This is a genomic window from Burkholderia sp. IMCC1007 (assembly GCF_027257875.1).
GTDB lineage: Bacteria > Pseudomonadota > Gammaproteobacteria > Burkholderiales > Burkholderiaceae > Burkholderia.
Genome location: NZ_JAPVQY010000086.1, coordinates 1 through 23315, shown reverse-complemented (window position 1 = coordinate 23315; position 23315 = coordinate 1). Strand labels below are relative to the sequence as shown.

23 protein-coding genes are annotated in these 23315 nt (G+C 67.9%); 16 read left to right on the top strand and 7 right to left on the bottom strand.

Annotated features, from left to right (window positions below):
* Positions 1 to 2: 2 nt before the first annotated feature.
* The 4 genes from O1Q03_RS37445 (at position 3) to O1Q03_RS37430 (ending at position 3975) form a co-directional block, all read left to right on the top strand.
* Positions 3 to 803, top strand: coding sequence for an ABC transporter permease (locus O1Q03_RS37445; RefSeq protein WP_269510674.1), 801 nt, complete (start codon positions 3 to 5; stop codon positions 801 to 803).
* Positions 804 to 838: 35 nt separating this feature from the next.
* Entirely contained in the window at positions 839 to 1684 is an 846-nt protein-coding gene (locus tag O1Q03_RS37440; protein ID WP_269510672.1) for an ABC transporter ATP-binding protein, read from the top strand.
* 176 nt (positions 1685 to 1860) lie between these two features.
* Positions 1861 to 2817: a TauD/TfdA dioxygenase family protein gene (locus tag O1Q03_RS37435; RefSeq protein WP_269510671.1), complete on the top strand. Its 957-nt coding sequence runs from the start codon at positions 1861 to 1863 to the stop codon at positions 2815 to 2817.
* Between the two features lie 210 nt (positions 2818 to 3027).
* Complete coding sequence (locus O1Q03_RS37430) at positions 3028 to 3975, top strand: TauD/TfdA dioxygenase family protein (RefSeq protein WP_269510669.1); 948 nt, start codon at positions 3028 to 3030, stop codon at positions 3973 to 3975.
* Positions 3976 to 4030: 55 nt separating this feature from the next.
* On the opposite strand, the gene O1Q03_RS37425 is transcribed toward O1Q03_RS37430, so the two are convergent.
* Complete coding sequence (locus tag O1Q03_RS37425; protein ID WP_269510667.1) at positions 4031 to 5692, bottom strand: ABC transporter substrate-binding protein; 1662 nt, start codon at positions 5690 to 5692, stop codon at positions 4031 to 4033.
* Positions 5693 to 6028: 336 nt separating this feature from the next.
* Between O1Q03_RS37425 and O1Q03_RS37420 the strand changes: the two genes are divergently transcribed.
* Together O1Q03_RS37420 and O1Q03_RS37415 are read left to right on the top strand one after the other, a co-directional pair.
* Complete coding sequence (locus O1Q03_RS37420; protein WP_269510665.1) at positions 6029 to 6436, top strand: DUF427 domain-containing protein; 408 nt, start codon at positions 6029 to 6031, stop codon at positions 6434 to 6436.
* Positions 6437 to 6654: 218 nt separating this feature from the next.
* Positions 6655 to 7644: a sulfonate ABC transporter substrate-binding protein gene (locus O1Q03_RS37415; protein WP_269510663.1), complete on the top strand. Its 990-nt coding sequence runs from the start codon at positions 6655 to 6657 to the stop codon at positions 7642 to 7644.
* Between the two features lie 27 nt (positions 7645 to 7671).
* Here the strand turns inward: O1Q03_RS37415 and O1Q03_RS37410 are convergent, their stop codons facing one another.
* Positions 7672 to 8256: a putative glycolipid-binding domain-containing protein gene (locus O1Q03_RS37410; RefSeq protein ID WP_269510660.1), complete on the bottom strand. Its 585-nt coding sequence runs from the start codon at positions 8254 to 8256 to the stop codon at positions 7672 to 7674.
* Between the two features lie 181 nt (positions 8257 to 8437).
* On the opposite strand from O1Q03_RS37410, the gene O1Q03_RS37405 reads away from it, so the two are divergent.
* Complete coding sequence (locus O1Q03_RS37405) at positions 8438 to 9343, top strand: LysR family transcriptional regulator (RefSeq protein WP_269510658.1); 906 nt, start codon at positions 8438 to 8440, stop codon at positions 9341 to 9343.
* 270 nt (positions 9344 to 9613) lie between these two features.
* Here the strand turns inward: O1Q03_RS37405 and O1Q03_RS37400 are convergent, their stop codons facing one another.
* The 3 genes from O1Q03_RS37400 to O1Q03_RS37390 all read right to left on the bottom strand — a co-directional run bounded on the left by O1Q03_RS37400 (position 9614) and on the right by O1Q03_RS37390 (position 12028).
* The gene (locus O1Q03_RS37400; RefSeq protein WP_269510656.1) at positions 9614 to 10771 is read right to left on the bottom strand and encodes an iron-containing alcohol dehydrogenase; all 1158 of its coding nucleotides are present in this window, start codon (positions 10769 to 10771) and stop codon (positions 9614 to 9616) included.
* Positions 10768 to 11103, bottom strand: coding sequence for a putative quinol monooxygenase (locus O1Q03_RS37395; RefSeq protein WP_269510654.1), 336 nt, complete (start codon positions 11101 to 11103; stop codon positions 10768 to 10770). Before O1Q03_RS37395 ends, O1Q03_RS37400 begins: the two co-directional genes overlap by 4 nt.
* Positions 11104 to 11311: 208 nt before the next feature.
* Positions 11312 to 12028 carry an SDR family oxidoreductase gene (locus O1Q03_RS37390; RefSeq protein WP_269510652.1) on the bottom strand — a complete coding sequence of 239 codons (717 nt, stop codon included), beginning with the start codon at positions 12026 to 12028 and terminating at the stop codon, positions 11312 to 11314.
* A gap of 133 nt (positions 12029 to 12161) precedes the next feature.
* Between O1Q03_RS37390 and O1Q03_RS37385 the strand changes: the two genes are divergently transcribed.
* Positions 12162 to 13148, top strand: coding sequence for a LysR family transcriptional regulator (locus O1Q03_RS37385; RefSeq protein ID WP_269510678.1), 987 nt, complete (start codon positions 12162 to 12164; stop codon positions 13146 to 13148).
* Positions 13149 to 13202: 54 nt separating this feature from the next.
* Here O1Q03_RS37385 and O1Q03_RS37380 read toward each other — a convergent pair whose 3' ends face one another.
* Complete coding sequence (locus O1Q03_RS37380) at positions 13203 to 13940, bottom strand: SDR family oxidoreductase (protein ID WP_269510651.1); 738 nt, start codon at positions 13938 to 13940, stop codon at positions 13203 to 13205.
* A 103-nt stretch (positions 13941 to 14043) separates the two neighbouring features.
* Here O1Q03_RS37380 and O1Q03_RS37375 point away from each other — a divergent pair, with 103 nt between their 5' ends.
* The 4 genes from O1Q03_RS37375 to O1Q03_RS37360 all read left to right on the top strand — a co-directional run bounded on the left by O1Q03_RS37375 (position 14044) and on the right by O1Q03_RS37360 (position 17407).
* Entirely contained in the window at positions 14044 to 14976 is a 933-nt protein-coding gene (locus O1Q03_RS37375) for a LysR family transcriptional regulator (protein WP_269510676.1), read from the top strand.
* A gap of 139 nt (positions 14977 to 15115) precedes the next feature.
* Positions 15116 to 16504, top strand: a complete 1389-nt coding sequence (locus O1Q03_RS37370; RefSeq protein WP_269510649.1) for a nucleobase:cation symporter-2 family protein — start codon at positions 15116 to 15118, stop codon at positions 16502 to 16504.
* Between the two features lie 94 nt (positions 16505 to 16598).
* On the top strand, positions 16599 to 17021 hold the full coding sequence (locus O1Q03_RS37365; RefSeq protein ID WP_269510647.1) for an NUDIX hydrolase: 423 nt from the start codon (positions 16599 to 16601) through the stop codon (positions 17019 to 17021).
* An 86-nt stretch (positions 17022 to 17107) separates the two neighbouring features.
* Positions 17108 to 17407 carry a hydrogenase maturation factor gene (locus O1Q03_RS37360; protein ID WP_269510645.1) on the top strand — a complete coding sequence of 100 codons (300 nt, stop codon included), beginning with the start codon at positions 17108 to 17110 and terminating at the stop codon, positions 17405 to 17407.
* Between the two features lie 54 nt (positions 17408 to 17461).
* Here the strand turns inward: O1Q03_RS37360 and O1Q03_RS37355 are convergent, their stop codons facing one another.
* Positions 17462 to 17674, bottom strand: coding sequence for a hypothetical protein (locus tag O1Q03_RS37355; protein WP_269510643.1), 213 nt, complete (start codon positions 17672 to 17674; stop codon positions 17462 to 17464).
* A gap of 863 nt (positions 17675 to 18537) precedes the next feature.
* On the opposite strand from O1Q03_RS37355, the gene O1Q03_RS37350 reads away from it, so the two are divergent.
* From O1Q03_RS37350 to O1Q03_RS37335, 4 genes are all read left to right on the top strand, one after another.
* Positions 18538 to 19785: an ROK family protein gene (locus O1Q03_RS37350; RefSeq protein ID WP_269510641.1), complete on the top strand. Its 1248-nt coding sequence runs from the start codon at positions 18538 to 18540 to the stop codon at positions 19783 to 19785.
* The gene (locus O1Q03_RS37345; protein WP_269510639.1) at positions 19772 to 21325 is read left to right on the top strand and encodes a sugar ABC transporter ATP-binding protein; all 1554 of its coding nucleotides are present in this window, start codon (positions 19772 to 19774) and stop codon (positions 21323 to 21325) included. The genes O1Q03_RS37350 and O1Q03_RS37345 overlap by 14 nt, the downstream gene beginning before the upstream one ends.
* A 40-nt stretch (positions 21326 to 21365) precedes the next feature.
* The gene (locus O1Q03_RS37340; protein WP_269506728.1) at positions 21366 to 22403 is read left to right on the top strand and encodes an ABC transporter permease subunit; all 1038 of its coding nucleotides are present in this window, start codon (positions 21366 to 21368) and stop codon (positions 22401 to 22403) included.
* Positions 22404 to 22488: 85 nt separating this feature from the next.
* A partial coding sequence (locus tag O1Q03_RS37335) for an ABC transporter substrate-binding protein (protein ID WP_269510637.1) occupies positions 22489 to 23315 on the top strand: 827 nt, incomplete at its 3' end.

Below are 23315 nucleotides of genomic sequence, written 5' to 3'. Positions count from 1 at the left end.
CGATCGCCGCGATCGCCGCGGCGCCCGCACGCGCCCGCCGCGTGGCCGCGCCCGACTGGCGCGGCTTCGTCCTGCCGCTCGCCGCGCTCGCGATCTGGTGGGCGATCTCTGCCGCGCATCTCGTCAAGAGCGGGCTGCTGGTCGGCCCGGCCGACGTGCTGCACACCGCATGGACGCAGACGACCAGCGGCGCGCTCGCGCGCGCGCTGTCGGCATCGCTCGCGCGCGAAGCGTGCGGCTTCGCGATCGGCGCGACGGGCGGCCTGCTGCTCGGCGCCGTGCTCGGGCTGTCGCGCATCGCGACGCGCGTCGTCGGCCCGAGCTTCGACACGTTCAAGCAGATCTCGCTGTTCGCATGGATTCCGCTGATTTCCGTGTGGTTCGGCCTCGGCGACGTCGCCAAGGTCGTGTTCCTGTCGCTCGCCGCGCTGCTGCCGGTTGCCGCGCACACGTGCGACGGCATTCACGCGGTGCCGCGCGCGTATGTCGACGTCGCGCGCGCGCTGCGCTATTCGCGGCTTCAGCTCGTGCGCTACGTGATCCTGCCCGCCGCGCTGCCGTCGATCTTCACCGGGCTGTATCTCGGTCTCATCTATTCGTGGCTCGCGACGCTCGGCGCCGAATACCTGCTCGTCGCGGGCAGCGGGATCGGCAACACCCTGATCGACGGCAGCGAGCAGTTCCGGATGGACCTCGTGCTGTTCGGGATCATCGTCGTCGGCGTGACCGGCTGGGCGCTGAACGCCGTCGCGCGTGCGCTCGAGCGCAAGGTGCTGGCCCGGCGCGGCGACCTGCAACGGTAATCACCCTCTTCCTTCCTGTCGCTTTCCTTTCCGCCATGACGACCCTCGCTTCCGATTCGCTCGATATCCTCCATGTGAGCAAGCGCTATGCGCAACGCGGCGCGACGCTCGCCGTACTCGACGATGTGTCGCTGCACGTACGCGCCGGCGAGTTCGTGACGATCGTCGGCGCGAGCGGCTGCGGCAAGTCGACGTTGCTGCGGCTGATCGCCGGGCTCGATCGCGACTATGCGGGCGAAATCCGGGCCGGCGACGCGCTCGTGCGCGATACGTCGCTGCAGCGCGGGATCGTGTTCCAGGATCACCGGCTGTTTCCGTGGCTGACCGTCGCGCAGAACATCGAGGCCGCGCTGCGCAATGCCCCGCTCGACGCCGCGCAAAAGCGGCGCGCGGTGGCCGAGCACATCGCGCTCGTCGGGCTGAACGGCTTCGAGCATGCATACCCGAACCAGTTGTCGGGCGGGATGGCGCAGCGCGTCGCGATCGCGCGCGGCCTCGTGAACCATCCGCGCGTGCTGCTGCTCGACGAACCGTTCGGCGCGCTCGACGCGCAGACGCGCGCGCGCATGCAGAACGAGCTGCTGCGCATCTGGCAGCAGGAGCGCATCACGATGGTGCTCGTCACGCACGACGTCGACGAGGCCGTGTATCTGGGCGATCGCGTCGTCACGATGGCGCCGCGGCCGGGGCGCATCGAACGCATCGTCGACGTCGCGTTGCCGCGGCCGCGCCGGCGCGATTCGCCCGAATTCGCGCGGCTGCGCGACACGGTGCTCGCCGATTTCGACGATCGCGAGCCGCCGGGCGATGATGGCGACGGCGGAACGCGGCTCGCCGCGGCCGATGCGCATCGCATCGGCGAATGGCGGCTCGCGTGGTAGCGCGCGCGGCACGGCTGCATGGCGCGCCGGCGCCGTCGGTCGCGCACGATTCGTTCAGCACGACGACACATATCGATCATCGCGGCGCACGCTAAGGTTGTGACGATTCATCGGTTCCGGTTCCGCGCGGTCCCTGCTTGAATGGAGACTCCACCGACCCGACCAGGAGACTCCCGATGTCCGAAGTCCAGCACGCCGCTCAACCGTCCTCGCATGCTTCGCACGCCGCCGCACCGCGCACGGCCGCCGATCCGCTGCAGCTTCGCCAGGTTGCCGGCCGCATCGGCGCCGAAATCGCCGGCGTGCGGCTGTCGGGCACGCTCGACGATGCGACGTTCGACGCGATCCACGCCGCGCTGCTGCGCCACAAGGTGCTGTTCTTCCGCAACCAGGGCCATCTCGACGACGCCGCGCAGGAGGCGTTCGCACGCCGCTTCGGCGACACCGTCGCGCATCCGACCGTGCCGTCCGTCGACGGCAGCGCGCATCTGCTCGAACTCGATTCCGAGCACGGCGCGCGCGCCAACTCGTGGCACACCGACGTGACCTTCGTCGATGCGTACCCGAAGGTGTCGATCCTGCGCGCGGTCGTGATTCCGCCGTTCGGCGGCGACACCGTGTGGGCCAACACCGCTGCCGCCTACACGCACCTGCCTGAAGCGCTGCGAGCCCTCGTCGACACGCTGTGGGCCGTCCACACGAACGCGTACGACTACGCGTCGACGCACGTGCATGCCGACGACGCGCAACTGAAGCGCTACCGCGAAGTGTTCACGTCGACCGTCTACGAGACCGAGCACCCCGTCGTGCGCGTGCATCCGGAGACCGGCGAGCGCACGCTCGTGCTCGGGCACTTCGTGCAGAAGATCAAGGGGCTGTCGTCGCAGGACTCCGCGCACCTGCTGCAGGTGCTGCACGAACACGTGACGCGGCTCGAGAACACCGTGCGCTGGAACTGGCAGCAAGGCGACGTCGCGATCTGGGACAACCGCGCGACGCAGCACTATGCGATCAACGACTACGGCGATGCACGCCGCGTCGTGCGTCGCGCGACCGTTCACGGCGACGTGCCGGTCGGCATCGACGGCCGCCGCAGCGTCGTGCTGAAGGGGCCGGGCGCCACGCTGCAATGAGCTTCGCGCATGGCGGCGGCACCGGTCGCCGCCATGCGCGGTCGCGCTTGCGCATGAACGTATCCCTGCATCACCGCATCACCGTATCCCTGCAACGCTGCATTCCCGACCGGAGGATCCGACCATGACCGTCCCGCCACCGCGCCGACGCATGCATGCGCAACGATGTCGCCGGCCGTCCACCCCGTCCACTTCCGCCAGGAGCGTCGCATGAGCGCCCTACTCGAACCCGCCGGCCAACCCGTCGACGTGATTCCGCTGTCCGCCCACATCGGCGCGGAGATACGCGGTGTCGACCTCACCCAGCCGTTGACCACGCCGCAGATCGCCGCGATTCGCGCGGCGCTGCTGAAATGGCGCGTGATCTTCTTTCGCGAGCAGTTCCTCACGCACGAGCAGCACGTCGCGTTCTCCGCGCAGTTCGGCGAGCCGACGGTCGGCCACCCGGTATTCGGGCACGTCGACGGTCATCCGGCCGTCTATTCGATCGCGAAGCATCGCAAGGCGACGCGCTTCGAAGGCGAACCGGTGCGTCGGCCGTGGACGGGCTGGCACACCGACGTGACGGCCGCCGTCAATCCGCCGTGGGCATCGATCCTGCGCGGCGTGACGATTCCGCCGTACGGCGGCGACACGCAGTGGACCAACCTCGTGCGCGCGTACGAAACGCTGTCCGCGCCGCTGCGCGGCTTCGTCGACGGCCTGCGCGGCATTCATCGCTTCACGCCGCCGGCCGGCGCGCGCGCGACCGGTGCGTTCGACGCAGCCGTCGAGCGCCGCCCGCTCGTGACCGAGCATCCGCTGGTGCGCGTGCATCCGGAGACCGGCGAACGCGCGCTGTACGCGAGCCCGAGTTTCCTGAAGTCGATCGTCGGGCTCACGCCACGCGAAAGCCAGGCCTTGCTCGAACTGCTGTGGGAACACGTGACGCGGCCGGAATTCACGATCCGCTTCAAGTGGGAACCGCGCAGCATCGCGTTCTGGGACAACCGCGCGACCGCGCATCTCGCGCCCGTCGACATCTTCGATCTCGACTTCGATCGCCAGCTGTATCGCACGACGCTCGTCGGCGACGTGCCGGTCGGCCCCGACGGCCGCGCGTCCGTCGCGCTCGAAGGGTCGCCCGTCGAGGCGGCGGCGGCCGTCGCACTGAACTGACCGCCGTCGCGGCAACCCCCGGCGCGCACCTGCGCGCCGGCTTCGTCTCCTTCGTTCAATCCAGCCACACGCCGTCGAACCGGTGCCCGCCGAGCGGCGAGAACGTGAGCCCGTGCACGCGCTTCGACACCGGCAGCGACACGATCGACGTGGCGATCGGCGTGAACGGCACCTGATCCTTGAACACCACCTGCGCCTGCTCGTAGAGCGACGTGCGCTTCGCGACGTCGGCGTTCGTGCGCGCCGCATCCACGAGCCGTTCGAAGTCCGCGTTGCACCATTTGGCGAGATTGCTGCCGTGCACCGCGTCGCAGCCGAGCAGCGTGCCGAGCCAGTTGTCGGGGTCGCCGTTGTCGCCCGACCAGCCGTACAGGATCGCGTCGTGCTGGCCGTCGTGCTTCGCACGGCGGTTGTACTCGCCCCATTCGTAGCTGACGATCTTCGCGCGCACGCCGATCTTCGCCCAGTCCTGCTGGATCAGTTGCGCCATCAGCTGCGCATTCGGGTTGTACGGGCGCTGCACCGGCATCGCCCACAGCGTCAGGTCGAAACCGTTCGGGAAGCCCGCCTGCGCGAGCAGCGCCTTCGCGGCGGCCGGATCGCGCGGCGCGTCCTTCAGGCGCGGGTTGTACGACCATTGCGACGGCGGCATCGGGTTCGTCGCGATCTTCGCATCGCCGTTGAACACCGTCTTGATGATCGCCGCCTTGTCGATCGCGATATCGAGCGCACGCCGCACGTCGACCCGATCGAGCGGCGGATGCTGCGTGTTGTATGCGACGAAGCCGACGTTGAAGCCCGTTCCCGAGAACAGCGTCAGCTTCGGGTCGCGCCGCACCGTCTCGAGATCGGCCGGGCGCGGGAACACCGACACCTGGCACTCGCCGGCCACCAGCTTCTGCAGCCGCGCGGCCGGATCCGGCGTGATCGCGAACACCAGATGCGCGAGCTTCACGTCATCCGGTTTCCAGTAGTCGGGATTCGCGTCGTAGCGGATCAGCGCGTCCTTCTGGTACGTGCGCAACTGGAACGGCCCGGTGCCGACCGGGAGCTGGTTGATGTCGCCCTCGCGATGGCGCGCCGCGAGCTGCGATGCATATTCGGCCGACAGGACCGACGCGAACGCCATCGCGAGATTGCGCACGAACACGACGTCGGGCGACTTCAGCACGAAGCGCACCGTGTAGTCGTCGACTTTCTCGATGCGCTCGATGTTGCGATCGAAGCCGAGATCGCTGAAGTACGGGAAGCTGACCGGGTACGCCTTGCGGAACGGATCGTCCGGGTCGAGCATTCGGCGGAACGTGAACAGGACGTCGTCGGCCTGGAACGGGCGCGTCGGCTTGAACCATGCGGTGGTCTGGAACTTCACGTCGTGCCGCAGGTGGAACGTATAGACGCGCTGGTCGGGCGACACGTCCCAGCTCGTCGCGAGCGACGGCACGAGATCGAGCGTGCCGCGCTTGAACTGCACGAGCCCGTTGTAGACCGTGTACGTGCTCGCGTCGAAATCGGTACTCGTCGTGTGCTGGCCCGGATCGAAGCCGGCCGGGCTGCCTTCGGTGCAGTACACGAGCGTCTTGCCGCCAGGCGCGGCGTATGCATGCGAAACCGCGCCGGCGAGCAGCAGCGACGCGGCCACGCAGCGTAGCGCCACACCGGCATGCGCTGTGCGCCGCGCCCGACGCGCGGCGGATGATACGAACGGGATCTTCATGATGGCGGTAGGAAAAGGACGGTCACGTAAATGACGACCGTCGATCTTCGCGCGCATCGCGCCGATCGCTTACCAATTAATTCGGCGTTGCTTATCGCGGCGAATGCATCCCGCTGCCGCTGCATGAGAACGTCCATGCGAGCGTCGGAAGCCGGCCGCACGACACGGGCACGGCACGCTCGGCGTATGGCCTTCCGTCCCCCTGCAGCTTCTGCGGAATTGGCGCATCGTATCGGTTGGCCAACGCCGCCAACGGTGCGCGGGCATCCGCCCGGCGCGCGCGTTCCGGCACGGCGTGCCTGCCCGGGCACGCCGTCACCTCCTGGAGGATCCACGATGTCGATCAGTCCCGATACGCCGTCTCGTCCCGTGAAGTCGCCGGGCCCCGATCATCCGATCACGATCGAACCGCATCCGTCGCGCGTCGTCGTCAAGGTGGCCGGCAAGGTCATCGCCGATACGCGTCGCGCGCTGGCGCTGCGCGAGGCCAGCTATCCGGCCGTGCTGTACATCCCGCGCGAGGATGCCGACATGTCGCAGCTGCACCGCACCGACCATGCGACGTACTGCCCGTACAAGGGCGATTGCGCGTACTACTCGATTCCGGCCGGCGGCGAGCGCGCGACCAACGCGGCATGGACGTACGAGCATCCGTATCCGGCCGTCGAATCGATTCGCGCCCATCTCGCGTTCTATCCGGATCGCGTCGACTCGATCGACGAAAGCCCGCTCGGCACCGACTGAGCGCAGCAGCCGTCGGGCGCCGGGCCAGCCCTGTCGCTCCTATCGTCCGGCCGCTGATTTGCATATGCGGATTCATTGGTTGGCCGCCAACCCGCGCGGCTTTATCGTCCTGAATCCGGCGCGGGCCGGCCGGCTGCGCGCATCGCCCGCATCCGGCTCCGTCCTGCGCCACCGCGCGATGCCCGCGCGGCCCGTGAACCCGCAAGCAGGACGCCTCGATGAACGACACGCCACACGCACACGTTGACACGCCCCTGGAGAACCCGCGCCGCCGCCGGTTGCTGCACGGCGCGGCCGCCGGGCTGGCCGGGCTCGCACTCGGCCCGCTCGCGGGGCTGCCCGCGCACGCGCAAGACGGCACGCGGCTGCGCATCGGCTTCCAGAAATACGGCAACTTCGTCGTGCTCAAGGCGCGCGGCACGCTCGAGAAGCGGCTCGCGAGCCAGGGCGTCACGGTGCAATGGCTGGAGTTTCCGGCCGGCCCGCAATTGCTCGAGGGGCTGAACGCCGGCGCGATCGACGTCGGCACGGTCGGCGAGACGCCGCCGATCTTCGCGCAGGCGGCCGGCGTCGACTTCGTCTATATCGGCAACGAGCCGCCCGCCCCGCACGGCGAAGCGATCGTTGTGCTGCCCGATTCGCCGATCCGCAGCGTCGCGCAGCTGCGCGGCAAGAAGGTCGCGTTCAACAAGGGTTCGAACGTACATTACCTGCTCGTGAAGGCGCTCGAACACGCGGGCCTCACGTATGCCGACATCCAGCCGATCTACCTGACGCCCGCCGATGCGCGCGCCGCGTTCGTGCAGCGCAGTGTCGATGCGTGGGTGATCTGGGATCCGTATCTGGCCGCCGCCGAACGGCAGCTCGGCGCGCGCGTCGTCGCGAACGGCGACGGGCTCGTGCGCAACACGCAGTACTATCTCGCCGCGCGCAAATATGCGGCCGCGCAGCCGCAGGTGATACGCACGCTGCTCGACGAAGTCGACGCGGTCGATCGCTGGGCGCGCGACCATGTTCCGGAAGTCGCCGCGCAACTGTCGCCGCTCGTCGGCCTCGACGCGCCGACGCTCGAAGTCGCACTCAAGCGGGCCGGCTACGGCGTGCAGCCGATCACCGATGCAACGCTCGGCTATCAGCAGAGCATCGCCGACGCGTTCAGTTCGCTGAAACTGATTCCCGGCAAGCTGACGGTCGCCAACGCGCGCTGACGTTCGCGCATCGCCGCTGCGACGCGCTCAACAAGCGTCCGTCGCGCCGATGCGCCGCCATTCGTCGTAATCGATGACGAGGCCCGCGTCGTCGATCGCGATATCGGCCGCATACGTGCCGCTCTCGTAGCGGTACACATGCTCCGCTGTACGCGCGTAGCGCTGCTGGCCGCGCACGATGTCGAAGTCCGGAAAGCGCAGCCATGTCGTGCGGATCATCGCCGCTGCGCCAACCTCCAGCCCGAGACGCCGGATCGGCAGCGTATTGGTCGACGGACTGAAGCCGAGGTCGATGTCGGTCGCGCCTTCGAGCGCCGGCGCGTCGGCACCGTCGATCGTCCATCGCCCTGCTTCGCACCGGATATCGCGCTGCCGCGGCGGTGCCGTGCCGAGCCAGTAGTTCACGCGCGCCGACCGCGTAAGCCAGTCCGCATCGCACGCGATCGCATAGTCGACGCGAAACGGCGTGCCGCCGAGCACGCCCGCAACCGCGCCCGACAGGTCGATGCCCGTGCGCGACTCGGCCAGCCGGCACCATTCGACCGCCTGCCAGCTCTGCTCGATCTGCCATGCAACGCAGCGCATGCGCGTCGCTTCGTCAGGTTGCGTCATGTCGTCTCCTGTGAGTTCTCTGGATGGATTTTCGCTCACGGCGCCGGCAAGCGCATGCGGCTTCGGCACCTTCGCCCTGAGCCGATGGTGAATATCGGCACGGCACGCACCTTCCGGCCGACCGCGCTTTGATACCATCTGTCGATCGATATCGACCGAATCGGACACAAGGCGCGACTTCATGGATTTGTTGGCGACGATGCGTATCTACGTGAGGGTCGTCGAGCGCGGCACGATGTCGGGCGCGGCGCGGGATCTGGACATGGGCCAGCCGGCCGTCAGCGAGCGTATCGAGAAGCTCGAGAAATTTCTCGGCGCACGGCTGCTGATGCGCAGCGCGCGCACGCTCGTCTGCACGGAAGAAGGCCGGGTCTTCTACGAACGCAGCAAGGCATTGCTCGATGCGGCGGACGATACGGTCGCATCGGTCTCGAAGGCGGACAACACCCTCAGCGGCACGATCCGGATCGCGGCGCCGCAATGCTTCGGCGAGGTCGTCGTGCCGAAGGCGCTGATGCGTGTCCGCACCGCGTATCCGCGACTGCACATCGACCTGGTGCTGAACGACAACATCGTCGACCCAGTCACCGAAGGGGTCGACATCTCGCTGCGCGCCGGTCAGGTCGACGACGGCAGCTTCGTCGCCCACGCGCTCGGCGCGATCGGCCGCGTGCTCGTCGTCGCCCCCGCCTGTCTCGACCGCTACGGCCCGATTGCAACCAAGGCCGATCTGATAAACCACCCGTTCATCCGCGTCAAGGGTATCTTCGCGAACGAGCAGCTGCCGCTGCAACGCGAAGATGGCACGCTCGAATACGCGCGGATCCGGACGGCGATGACGACGAGCCACTGGCGCCCGATGTTCGACACGATCGTTGCCGGCGGCGGTATCGGCGTGGTGCAGCAGCCGGCCTGCGCGCATGCACTCGCGCGCGGCGAACTCGTCGAGATCCTGCCGCAGTACACGATCCCCGGCTTCGCGCTGAGCCTGCTCGTCGCGCAACGGCCGCTGCCGCCGCGCGTGCGGGCCGTCGTCGATCTGCTGAAGCAGGGCATCCCCGCGCTGCTGACGCAGCACGCGCCGTAAGCGTCGTAATTGCGGCCGGCGACGCGCTTCGTGCGTCAGGCTGCGCATCCGCAAGCTGTGCTCGACGGCGGCCTGACGCTCGCATTCGCGACCTGCAGGCGGGCTGACGGTACTCATTACCTCGGCTGCAAGGCAGCAACACGTTGCCCGCGCACCTGCATCAGTACGTGGACGGCGCATTCGAACCGCCCCGCCGGGATGCCGATCTGAAATCGCACGGGCCGGCCGGCGACATCGGCCGTCGCCCGCCGCGCGTTCACGCCCGACGCATCACCACGCCTGCCGATAGATCGCGAGCGCGTCGGCTTCCGTCACTTCGCGCGGATTGTTCATGAGCAGGCGCGTCTGCAGCATCGCGTCCGACGCCATCCTCGGCAAGTCGCCTTCGCCGATCCCGACCTCGCGCAACGTGTTCGGAATGCCCGTCGCCGCGATCAAGCGGTCGATCTCGTCGATCAGCGCCTGCGTCTTCGCTGCGTCGCTGCCCGTCGCCGACGGTGCGACGATCTCAGCCAGCTCCGCATACAGCGGCGCGGCGGCCGGCGCGTTGAAGCGCAACACGTGCGGCAGCACGAGCGCGTTCGACAGCCCGTGCGGCACGTGGAAAATGCCGCCGACCGGATAGGCCAGCGCATGCACGGCCGCCACCGGCGCGTTCGCGAACGCCTGCCCGGCGAACATCGCGCCGACCAGCATCGCTTCGCGCGCGTGGCGATCGTTGCCGTCGTCGCACGCCTTCAGCAAATTGCGCGACAGCAGCGTCAAGGCCTGCACGGCCAGCATGTCGGACACCGGGTTCTTCAGCCGCGACGACGTATACGCCTCGATCGCATGCACCATCGCGTCGATGCCCGTGGCCGCCGTCGCCGCGCGCGGCAGCCCGAGCGTCAGTTCGGCATCGAGGATCGCGACGTCCGCGAACAGGTGCGGCGACACGACCCCCATCTTGCGCGCGTCGCCGACCGTGACGATCGACACGGCCGTCACTTCGGAGCCCGTACCGGCCGTGGTCGGCATCTGCACGAGCGGCAGCCGCGACGTCGCGACCTTGTCGACGCCGTACATGTCGGCCAGCGCCTGCCGGCCCGGCGCGAGCACCGCGATCAGCTTCGCGACGTCCATCGACGAGCCGCCGCCGAGACCGAGCACGATCTCGGCATCGGCCGCCACCGCGCGCGCGGTCGCTTCGAGCACCACGTGCTCGGGCGGATCGGCGATCACGTCGTCGATCACGGTCACCTGCCAGCCGTGCGCGGCGAGGCTCTCCAGTGCGGGCGCGAGCACGCCGCTGCGATGCAGGAACGCGTCGGTGACGACGCATAGCCGCGCCAGCGCCGGAAAGCGCTCGCGCAACAGCGCGCCGAGCCGGCGCGCGGCGCCGAATTCGACGATCTGCGTCGGAACGGTACGGAATTGAAACGGGTTCATCGGCTGTCTCCCGGTGGCGTCGCCGTGCCGGCGTCCGGCTGCACCATGTAGCGCGTCACGTCGCGGCGATCGAGCAACGGAATGATCGCTCCGACACCGATACGCTGGAAATGCGGCGTTTCCCGATGCGCGTCGAGCCCGTCGGCGTCGCGGTAACGCTCGAGGATCACGATGTGGTCGCGGTCGACCGGCGAGCGGAAGTACGCGTAGTCGAGGTTCTTCGGCTCGGCGCGCGTGGCCGGCGCGAGTTCGGCGAGCAGTTCGATCACGCGGTCGCCGTTGCCGGGCTTCGCGAAGTAATGGGCGATGACCTGCAGGTAAGGCTCGTTCATGTTGCGCTCCGGGTTCGACAGGGGACCGTCACGACGGGTCGACGTTCAGGAAGGCGGCGATCGTCTGCACGATATCGAGCGGACAGATCGACGTCGCATTGTATTGAATCGGTGCGATGTTCGCAGCGGACCGCGCACGTGTCGAATGCTGGCCGCGCCGATGCCAGTCGTCTGTAGCGTGCCGTGTTCGTCGCCAATGCACCGGCCGCTACCACGGCACGGTACGCCCCAGGTAATCGAGGTATTCCAGCCCTGCACGCCGCTGTTTTTCGATCAACACCTCCACGAGACTCGGCACGCTCTCCTCGATCGTCAGCCGCGCATCCGGCCCGCCGAGTTCCGTACGAACCCAGCCCGGCGCCATCAGCACCATCGCGCGCGACGTACCGGCCTGACGTGCCGCGAAACTGCGCATGAACTGATTGAGCGCGGCCTTGCTGCCGCGATAGACCTCGCGCATGCCGTTCACGTTGTTCGCGACACTTCCCTGCCCCGACGACATCGCGCCGATCAGGCCGTCCTCGGCGACGAGATCCTGCAACGCGTCGATCACGCGCATCGGCGCAAGCGCATTCGTGATCATCACGCGCACGAACTCGTCGGTCGTCACTTCGCCGATCGTTTCGGTCGGATCGTTGGTCGTGCCGGCATTCACGAACAGCATGTCGAAGCGTCGGCCCGCCAGGCGCGCGCGCAATGCGGCCACCTGTTCCGGTTCGCAGATGTCCAGCGTGTCGATCTCGAGCCGTCCGTCGAAACGTTCGGCGAGTTCGTGCAGCTTCGTGCGGCCCGATCCCGCGCGCACCGTGCCGGTGACATGCCAGCCCTGGTTCAGGAATTGTTCCGCCATCGCGAGCCCGAGGCCGCGCGAGGCCGCGACGAGCAGGATCGATGGCGTCTTCGGATTCGATTCGGTCGATTGCATGGGTTCCACCTTTGCCGGGGTTCGTCATGCGGCCACTATAGGCGCGGCCTTACCTATGCACCAGACGCACCGAATTCAATCGATAGTTGCATCGAACGCCATGTCTAATCACACGATGTCGTATGCTGTCCGGATGGAAGACATCGACCTGAATCTCGTCACCGCGCTCGACGTGCTGCTGACCGAAGGCAGCGTGACCGGTGCCGCGCGCCGGCTCGGGCTGAGCGCATCCGCGATGAGCCGGACGCTCGCGCGGCTGCGCACCGCCACCGGCGACCCGTTGCTCGTCCGCGCCGGACGCAGGCTCGTGCCGACGCCGCACGCGACGGCGTTGCGCGATCGCGTGCATGCCATCGCGAGCGACGCACGCGCAGTGCTTCGGCCGGCGACGGCCGACATCGACATGGCGACGCACGCGTCCACGTTTACGATCCGCGCGGCGGCATCGTTCATGGACATGCTCGCCGGCCCGGTGGTCGTCGCGATCGGCGACATCGCGCCCGGCGTGCGCGTGCGCTTCGTCCCGAAGCTCGACCGCGATCCGGGGCCGCTGCGCGACGGCGCAGTCGACCTCGAAATCGGCAAGCGCGGCGACGACGCCCCCGAACTGCATACACGCGAGCTCTTTCACGACGCGCATGTAGCCGTCGCGCGCGCGTCGCATCCGCTGTTCGCCGCGGCAAGAATCACGCCGGCGCGCTACGCGGCCTGCCGTCACGTGATCGCCGCGCAGCTCGGCGACTTCGGCGGCCCGGCGGGCGGGCGCGCGGATTCGTCAGTGCCCGCCCATGCCGTGCACGTCGTCGTGCCCGGCTACCCGGATGCGATGCGCGTCGCGGCCGGCACCGACCTGATTGCGCTCGTGCCGCGCTCGAGCCTCGGCAACGCATTCACGCCGGGGCTCGCGGACGCGCTGGGGCTGCGCAGCTTCGTGCTGCCGGTCCGGCTGCCCGAGATCCTGATCTCCGCGCTATGGCATCCGCGCATGCATGGCGACGCCGTGCATCGTCGGCTGCGCGATGCCGTCATCGACGTATGCAGACGCGCGTATCCGGAAACCCGCGCACCACGCGCACCACGCTCTTCGGCACGCGGCTCGACAACGCGCGGCGCCAACTGAAGCCCCACACGTCGCGTCGCGCAAACCGCATGCGGCATGCGGCATGCGGCATGCTCACACCACCCGGCCGCCCCCGTCGATGTGCAGGATCTCGGCATTCATGAAACCGTTGCCCAGCAGGAACGCGATCGCCTCGCCGACTTCGTCGGCACGGCCGACGCGTCCACCCGGCAACGTCGCCGCGGCCCCGCCGAGGATCGCGTCGCGCGCGTCGGCTCCGAACGCGTCGTATAGCGGCGTATCGACGAAACCGGGCGCAACGACATTCACGCGAATCGGCTTGAGCTCCAGCGCCAGTGACTGCGCGAGCGCTTCGACACCGCGCACGGCGGCCGCGATGACCGATGTGCCCTGCGCGGACGGACGGTCGGCCAGCTGTCCGCCGGTGAGCACGATCGAACCGGTCGCCGGGATCAGCGGCAGCGCGGCGCGAATCGCATACACCGGCCCGGCGATGCGCTCCTGCAGCGCGACGAGCAATTGATCCGGATCGGTGTCGGCCAGCGTGCCGCCGATGAATCGCCCGGCCGTGACGACCAGGTGATCGACCCGCGCCATCGCTTCGAACACGCGCTGCACGGCAGCGCGGTCCGCGATGTCCGCGATCGCGGTGTGCGCGCCGCCGATCGCCTGCGCGGCGGCCGCCAGCGTCTTGCCGGTCCGGCCGACCAGCGTGACGGTCGCGCCGCGCGCTTTCGCGGCCGCGGCGGCCGCCAGGCCGATGCCGGAACTCGCTCCGAATACCACCACGTGCGCGCCGTCCAGCGCCGTCGCTTGCGTTGCTGCGTTCATGTCGACTCCTCGTCGGGGATTGAAGGTTCACGCACGTTAGGTCATGCTCTGGCGACACGGAATACGGCCAAATCGAATAGGGCTCATGCCCGGGAGGAATAAGGTGGATTCGCTGCGCTCCATGCGCCTCTTCGTGCGCGCGGTCGAGCTGGGCAATTTCTCGGCGGTCGCCCGCGAGGAAGGCACCGGCCAGCCGACGATCAGCAAGGTGATCGCCGCGTTCGAGCGCGAGCTCGGCGTGCGCCTGCTCGACCGCTCGACGACGAACGTCGCACCGACCGACGAAGGGCGGCAGTTCTACGAGCGCTGCAAGCGCGTGATCGACGAATACGCGAACGCGGTCGCCGACGTGCGCGGGCAGACGCTGCGGCCGGTCGGCAAGCTGGTGGTCAATGCGCCGACAGGGCTGGGCGAATTGCGGCTGAACGCGCTCGTGCTCGAATTCCTCGCGGCCTATCCGGAGATCGACATCGAACTGCAGTTGACCGATCGCGTGATCGATCTGGTCGAGGAAAACGTCGATGTCGCGATCCGTCTCGGCCATGTCTTGCCGCCCGACGCGATCGCGCGCTGCATCGCGTCGTCGCCGCGCCTGCTGGTTGCCGCGCCGCGGTATGTCGCGCAGGCCCCGCGGATTCGCCGCCCCGACGATCTGACGAAACACGACTACGTCGGCTACGCGCGCGCCGGCCTCGGCGCCGAGCTGGCATTCGAACGCGGCGCCCGGATCGTCCGCGTGCCCGTGCGCAGCCGGTATCGCGTCAACAGCTCGCTCGCATTGCGCGAATGCTTCGTCGCGGGCCACGCGGTCGGCAGCGCGCCGGCCTGGCTCGTCCAGGACCTGATCGACGATGGACGACTCGTCCGGCTGCTGCCGAAATGGGAGATGCCCGTGCCGCACGCGCTGCATCTCGTCTACGCGTCGCGCCGCTACCTGCCGCTCAGGACCCGCGCGTTCCTGCAGTTCATGACCGAGCGGATTCCCGCGCTGCCCGGGTTCCGGGCAACGGAGCCCGCGCCGCGCCGCGCGCGCTGACGAACCGGTGCATGCCGTGCGTCGACGGCACCGATCCGGCACCGCTTTCCGAATCCCGACTATTGCAGCGCGCGCGGGCGGCGTCGGCTGGCCCTTCGGCTAAAATGCCGCACTTTCCCTCTTGTCCGGCCCGCTCGCCATGCAACCCGCTTCCTCCGCCCGCGCCGTCTCCCACGGCGCCGACGATACCGACCCGTCGCACGATCTCGTCTATGGCCCCAATGACCGGCCCGCGCCGATGGTCGCGTTCGTCGCCGCGCTGCAGCACCTGCTCGCGATCATCGTGCCGATCGTCACGCCCGGCCTGCTGATCTGCCAGGCGCTCGGCGTATCGAGCCGCGATACGACCCTGATCGTGTCGATGTCGCTGGTGATTTCCGGCATCGCCACCTTCGTGCAGTGCAAGCGCTTCGGCCCGCTCGGCGCCGGCCTGCTGATCGTGCAGGGCACGAGCTTCAACTTCGTCGGCCCGCTGATCGCCGGGGGCAGCGTGATGGTCAAGCAAGGCACGCCGGTCGAGACCGTGCTGGCCGCCATCTTCGGCGTCGTGATCGCCGGCTCGTTCGTCGAGATGGGCGTGTCGCGCGTCCTGCCGTTCGTGAAGCGCCTGATCACGCCGCTCGTCACCGGCATCGTCGTGCTGCTGATCGGCCTCACGCTGATCAAGGTCGGCCTCATCAGCATGGGCGGCGGCTACGGCGCGATGGCCAACGGCACGTTCGCGAGCGCCAGCAACCTGACGCTGTCATGCCTCGTGCTCGGCACCATCATCCTGCTGAACCGCGTGCCGGTCGTATGGGTGCGCAGCACCGCGCTCGTCATCGCGCTCGTGATCGGCTATATCGCCGCCGCGGTGCTCGGCCGCCTCGACTTCACCGGCGTGCACCAGGCCGCGCTGTTCCAGGTGCCGACCCCGCTGCACTTCGGCATCGGCTTCTCGTGGTCGCTGTTCATCCCGATGCTGATCATCTACCTCGTCACGTCGCTCGAGGCGATCGGCGACGTCACGGCCACCAGCAAGATCTCGAAGGAACCGGTCGAAGGGCCGGTGTGGATGCAGCGGATCAAGGGCGGCGTGCTCGTCAACGGCGCGAACTCGCTGCTGGCCGGCGTGTTCAACACGTTCCCGAGTTCGGTGTTCGCGCAGAACAACGGCGTGATCCAGATCACCGGCGTCGCGAGCCGCCACGTCGGCATCTGGATCGCGGGGATGCTCGTGGTGCTCGGCCTGTTCCCGGTCGTCGCCGGCGCGCTGCAGGCCGTGCCGGAGCCCGTGCTCGGCGGCGCGGCGATGGTGATGTTCGGGGCGGTGGCCGCGTCGGGCATCAACATCCTTTCGGGCATCCACCTCGATCGTCGCGCGCTGCTGATCATCGCGGTGTCGCTCGCGCTCGGCCTCGGCGTGTCGCAGGTGCCGGACATCCTGAACAGCCTGCCCCATGCGCTGAAGAACGTGCTCGAATCGGGTGTCGCAACGGGCGGCATCTGCGCGCTCGTGATGAACTGGTTCCTCCCGGAGCAGAAGTAACGCTGCGCACGCCGTGACGATGCGGCCCGATCGACGGGCCGCAGCGCGCTGCACCAACTTGGCCGCGATGCCCGGCACTGGTTAGAATCGGTTCATGCCTCAAGACCCCGTCTCCACCCATACCCCTGAAGTGGACGCCGTCCCGGTCAAGGAACGGGCCACCGTGGTCTGCTATCGCGCCGAACAGGTATTGCTCGTCGCCCGCGCATCGTCGCGATGGGCGCTGCCCGGCGGCACGATCAAGCGCGGAGAAACGCCGCTCGAAGCCGCGCATCGCGAGCTGCAGGAAGAAACCGGCATGACCGGCCAGGATCTCGTCTATTCGATGCAGTTCACCGGGCTCGCGAAGGTCCATCACGTGTACTTCGCGGAAGTCGGCCCCGACCAGGTTCCGCAGGCGAGCAACGAGATCGAGCGGTGCCGGTGGTTTCCCATCGACCGCATCGATAAACTGCGCGCGAGCATTCCGACGAAGCGGATCGTCGAACTCGTTTACCGGCACGAACTGCACAAGTAGGTAGACACCCCAACCCCGCTGGCTCGCCCGAGCCGATATGATGCGCCCACGGTCCGTCGTCGCGTTCCCTTCAGAGCGAGTTGCAGATGAACAGTGCGTACTCCTACCGCGGATATACGATCGATGTCCGCTGCGAATTCCGGGTCGACGTGCCGGCCGACTACGCGCCGCCCGACCCGCTGCAGTTCGGGTTCGTCGCGATCGTGCAGGTGCGGGCGGCCGGCGTCGCGCCGCGTCTGCTGGCGCCGATCCGTCTCGGCGACGACGGCGGCCGCCTGTTCGGCAACACCCGCAATGCGTTGCACGCGGGCCGTGCGGCCGGCGAAATCATCGTCGACGATCTGCTCGTCGGGTCGGGCTCCGCCGAAGGACGAGCGCACTCCTGAGCCGTCGGCCGGCCCGGCGCGTTTTCCGGCGCAACGATAACGATGCGCGTGCGCTCAGTGCGAGCGCCTTCTACGCAGTTCGTGTGTCGAATAGACGACGAGGAAGATGCCCAGCATCGCGATGCCGAATGCCATGAAGTCGCTCGCGCTTCCCGAGCCGTGCAGCGATCTCGGGAAGAGGCCGAGACCCAGCCCTGCAACGGCGAGGAGCAAGCCCGCCGCCACACCCCAGACCGGCCCTGCGGTCTTTTCGATTGTGTTTTTCATACAGCTCCCGTCTACGGTCATTGCCCGGGCGGCCTCGGCGCATGGTGCATGCGTCGACCGCCCGTGCATCAACTATAGCGAGGAAATAATTCGCGCGAATTTGGCGCTTTTACCCATCAAGATTTCGGATTCGCGGTCGCTGTGCGGGACGTTTATGTAACGTCAGCGGACGATTTGTGTTCCGTTCAAAGAGCGCTGCCTTCGGGGAGTGCTTCCACGCATCGTCGCTCGAACGATCGATAGACGATCCGGCGATCAATCAAGCAACCGCAGGCGCGCGGTTCATCGTCATTGAGTCGGCCACCGCGGTGCCCGCGCAGCGCACCGTCGTCGGGCAGATCTGCCGCCGACACACCGTCGCTCGTAGCGCCGCACGTTCTGCCAGCGAGCAAAACTCAATATGGCCGGCGGGCATTGACCCGGAACAAGCGTCTGCGCGATCGGCTCCCGTCGTGGAGCATTTGCCCCTCTATCTCCGGTAAGCACACCGCAGCCCTCGTTTCGCCGCCCACACTAAACACGGGTAGAAGGGCTTCGTTCAGCTCGAGAGGCGACAACGGGCACGCAACCGTCTACTGCGCGATCGGCTCCCCTCGTGGAGCATTTGCCCTCTATCTCCGGCCAGCACGCCGCAGCGCTCGTTTCGCCACGCACACTAAACACGGGGTGGAAGGGCTTCGTTCAGCTCGAGGGGGACAACGAGCACGCAACCGCCTGATTCGCATCAGTTTTCACCGATGGCTGCGGCAAGCGCACCATTCCGGGGGTTTACCCAGGCTGACTTCGCTGTGCGCTCGTGCTTAAATAAATCAACTTGATTTATTTAATGCGTCAACCGACGACGCACCATGGAAGGAGACACCATGAGAAGCCCGCACATCGGCCAGGGCAGCAACTCGGTCAACGTGCGCCGTTACAACGAGCGCCTGCTGTTGAAGACGTTGCGCCGTACCGGCAGCGCGTCGAAGGCCGACCTCGCCCGCCACGCGAACATGACGAGCGCGGCGGTCGGCGGCATCATCGCGTCGCTCGCCGATGCGAAGCTGATCGAGTTTGCCGGCCGCACCGAAGGCCAGCGCGGCCAGCCGGCGTCGCTGATTCGCCTCGATCCCAACGGCGCATTCGGCATCGGCGTACGCGTGGACCGCATGCGCATCGAAACCGCGCTGGTCAACTTCGCGGGCGACGTGATCGGCTGCCGCTCGCATGACACCCTTCTCCCTGCGCCCGCGGCCGTGGTCGAACTGGTTCGCCGCGACATCGAAGAGATGCAACGCCTTCTGCCCGCCAAGGACCGCGACCGGCTCGCGGGTGTCGGCCTCGCTCATCCGTTCAACCTGGGTAGCTGGCTGCGCGAACTCGGCCTTCCGGCCGAAGCCTTCACTGCGTGGGCGGAGTTCGACCTGGCCAGAGAACTCGCCGACGTCATTCCGCTGCCGGTGTTCAGCGAGAACGACGGCAATGCGGCCGCCATCGCCGAGCTGTTCTACGGCTGTGGCCGGCAACGCGACAATTTCGTCTATCTGTTCCTCGGGCCGGTCATCGGTGGCGGGATCGCGATCGACGGCGACTGCCTGCACGGCCGCACCGGCAACGCCGGCGACTTCGCCGTGATGCCCGTACAACCGAGCCGCCTGCGCTCGGCGCCCGCGCCGCACGGCGCCTGGGACATCCTCCTTACCCGCGCGTCATTGAGCGCCCTGATCCGGCATCTTCGCTATTGCGGCGAGACGGTCGACAGCCGTGCGGATCTCGATGACTGCATCGCACGCCGCGTGCCGGCCGTCGACGAATGGATCGACGATTGCGTCGATGCGCTCGCGTTCGCGCTGCGCGCGGTGCTGTCGGTACTCGATTTGCCCGTTGTCGTGCTCGATTCGGACATCGATGCCGGCCTGCTCGACACGCTCATCCAGCGTCTGGGCGTCGCGCTCGCCGACATCACGCCGGAAGCGCGCAGCGCCCCGGAACTCGTGCGCGGCTCATTCGGCGCCGACGCCGGTGCGATCGGCGCCGCGACGCTGCCGATGTTCTTCAACTTCTCCCCGCGCTCCGGCATCCTGCGAGGCGCGGGCGTGGATACGCAAGAGGTCGCTTATGTCTCGTTCTGACTCGCCCCGACCGCTGCTCGAGATGCGCGGAATCAGCAAGACGTTCCCCGCCGTGCGCGCGCTCGACAACGTGAGCCTGACCGTCTACCCGGGCGAGATCCACTCGCTGATGGGCGAGAACGGCGCCGGCAAATCGACGCTGATGAAGATCCTGTCCGGCGCATACCGCGCCGACGCCGGCGGCGAGATCCTGATCGACGGCGAGCGCATCGACATCGACGGCCCGCTCGCCGCGCGCGATGCCGGCGTCGCGGTGATCTACCAGGAACTGTGCCTCGCGCCGAACCTGACCGTCGCGGAAAACATCTACGTCGGCCGTGAACTGCGCCGCGGCAACCGGCGCTGGGGCACCATCGATCGCGCGGCAATGGCGCGCGGCTGCCAGGACGTGCTCGCGCGCCTCGGCGCCCCGTTCGGCCCCGACACGCTCGTCGGCACGCTGTCGATCGCCGAACAGCAACTCGTCGAAATCGCGCGCGCCGTGCACACCCGTGCACGCATCCTCGTGATGGACGAGCCGACGACGCCGCTGTCGTCGCGTGAAACCGAGCATCTGTTCGGCCTGATCCGCCAGTTGCGCGAGGAAGGCCTCGCGATCATCTACATCAGCCATCGGATGGCGGAGATCTACGAACTGTCCGATCGCGTGTCGGTGCTGCGCGACGGTTCATACGTCGGCACGCTCGAGCGCGCATCGCTGTCGGCCGAGCGGCTCGTCGCGATGATGGTGGGCCGCGACATCTCCGGTTTCTACAAGAAGGAACATGCGCCGTACGACCCCGGCCACCTGCTGCTGTCGGTGCGCGACATCGCCGACGGCGAGCGCGTGCGCGGTTGCAGCCTCGATCTGCATGCCGGCGAAGTGCTCGGCATCGCGGGGCTCGTCGGCGCGGGCCGCACCGAGCTCGCACGGCTGATCTTCGGCGCGGAGCCGCGCACGCGCGGCGACGTGAAGCTCGGCGATCGCACGTTCGGCGCGCATTCGCCGCGCGACGCGATCGACGCGGGCCTCGTCTACCTGACCGAAGACCGCAAGCGCCAGGGCCTGTTCCTCGACATGAGCGTGCGCGACAACATCAACATCTCCGTGTGCAACCGCGATGCACGCCTGGGCGCACTCGATCTGCCGCGCGGCGCGGCGCGTGCGCGCGATGCGATCGCGTCGCTGTCGATCCGCGTGCCGAACGCGAACGTGAACGTCGGCGCGCTGTCGGGCGGCAACCAGCAGAAAGTGCTGCTGTCGCGCCTGCTCGAGACGAAGCCGCGCGTGCTGATCCTCGACGAACCGACGCGCGGCGTCGACATCGGCGCGAAATCCGAGATCTACCGGATCATCAACGAACTGGCGCGCGCGGGTGTCGGCGTGATCGTGATCTCGAGCGAGCTGCCGGAAATCATCGGCGTCGCCGATCGCGTGCTCGTGATGCGCGAAGGCGAAATCGCCGGCGAACTCGGCGGCCACACGCATACCCCCATCACGCAGGAAGCGATCATCGCGCTCGCCACCGGCTCGCAGGCCGAACTCGCCGACGCGCACTGACCACGGCCCCTTCATTTCCCTCTTCATTCAAGGTATCGAAATGATCAACCCGACCAAGCAGCGGAACCTCGCTTCCGCGACGGCCCATCCGGTCGCCAACCGTACGCCGCTGATGCGCGGCGCCGATCACCGCGCACGCATGCAGTCGCTGATGCGCACCGCCGGCATGCTGCCGGTGCTGCTGGTCCTGTGCATCGGCTTCGGCTTCATGACCGACGGCTTCTTCACGCTGCAGAACCTGTCGATCGTCACGCAGCAGGCATCGATCAACATCGTGCTCGCCGCCGGCATGACCTTCGTGATCCTGACGGGCGGCATCGACCTGTCGGTCGGCTCGGTGCTCGCCGCATCGGCCGTCGCCGCGCTGCTCGCGTCGACCATCCCCGGCTGGGGCTGGCTCGGCGTACCGTTCGCGCTCGTCGTCGGCCTCGTGTTCGGCGCGATCAACGGCGGCCTGATCTCGTTCCTGCGCCTGCCGCCGTTCATCGTCACGCTCGGCGCGATGACGGCCGTGCGCGGCGTCGCCCGCCTGATCGGCAACGACACGACCATCTTCAATCCGCAACTGCCGTTCGCGTTCATCGGCAACGGCACGATCCTCGGCGTGCCGTGGCTCGTCGTCATCGCCGGGGCGGTGATCGCGCTGTCGTGGTTCATCCTGCGCCGCACGGTGCTCGGGATGCGGATCTATTCGGTCGGCGGTAATCCGGAAGCCGCACGGCTGTCGGGCATCAACGTGCGCGCGATCCAGCTGTTCGTGTATGCGGCGTCGGGCCTGCTCGCCGGCCTCGGCGCGGTGATGTCGGCCGCACGCCTCTATGCGGCCAACGGGCTGCAGCTCGGCCAGTCGTACGAACTCGACGCGATCGCCGCGGTGATCCTCGGCGGCACGAGCTTCGTCGGCGGCGTCGGCTCGATCGTCGGCACGCTGATCGGCGCGCTGATCATCGCGGTGCTGACCAACGGCCTGGTGCTGCTCGGCGTATCCGATATCTGGCAATACATCATCAAGGGCCTCGTGATCATCGGCGCGGTCGCGCTCGACCGCTATCGCCAGCGCGACTCCGCCCGCACCTGACATCGCTTCCTCACCACTCAACCCCGGGGCGCAGGCCGATCCTCCCGCGCCCGTTCGCCAAAGAATCATTCGGAGACACAACGACATGTTCAAGCACAAAGCCGCCCTGACCGCCGTCGCCTGCGCACTCGCATTCGGTACTGCCGCCGTCCATGCCGCCGACAAGCCGCTGAAATCGATCGGCGTCACGGTCGGTTCGCTCGGCAATCCGTACTTCGTCACGATCGTGAAAGGCGCCGAAGCACGCGCAAAGCAGCTCAACCCGAACGCGAAGGTCACCGCGGTGTCGGCCGACTACGACCTGAACAAGCAGTTCACGCAGATCGACAACTTCATCTCCGCGCACGTCGACATGATCCTGCTGAACGCGACCGACCCGAAGGCGATCGAGCCGGCGGTGAAGAAGGCGCAGGCGGCCGGCATCACGGTCGTCGCCGTGGACGTCGCGGCCGCCGGCGCGAACGCGACCGTGCAGACCAACAACGTGAAGGCCGGCGAACTGTCGTGCGACTACCTCGCGAAGAAGCTCAACGGCAAGGGCAACGTGATCATCGAGAACGGCCCGCAGGTGTCGGCCGTGATCGACCGCGTGAACGGCTGCAAGGCCGTGCTCGCGAAGAATCCCGGCATCAAGCTGCTGTCGAGCGACCAGGACGGCAAGGGCTCGCGCGAAGGGGGGATGAACGCGATGCAGGGCTACCTGACGCGCTTTCCGAAGCTCGACGGCGTGTTCACGATCAACGATCCGCAGGCGATCGGCAGCGATCTGGCGGCGAAGCAGCTGAACCGCGCGAACGTCGTGATCACGTCGGTCGACGGCGCGCCCGACATCGAGGCCGCGCTGAAGTCGAACACGCTCGTGCAGGCGTCGGCGAGCCAGGATCCGTGGGCGATGGCGCAGCAGGCCGTGAA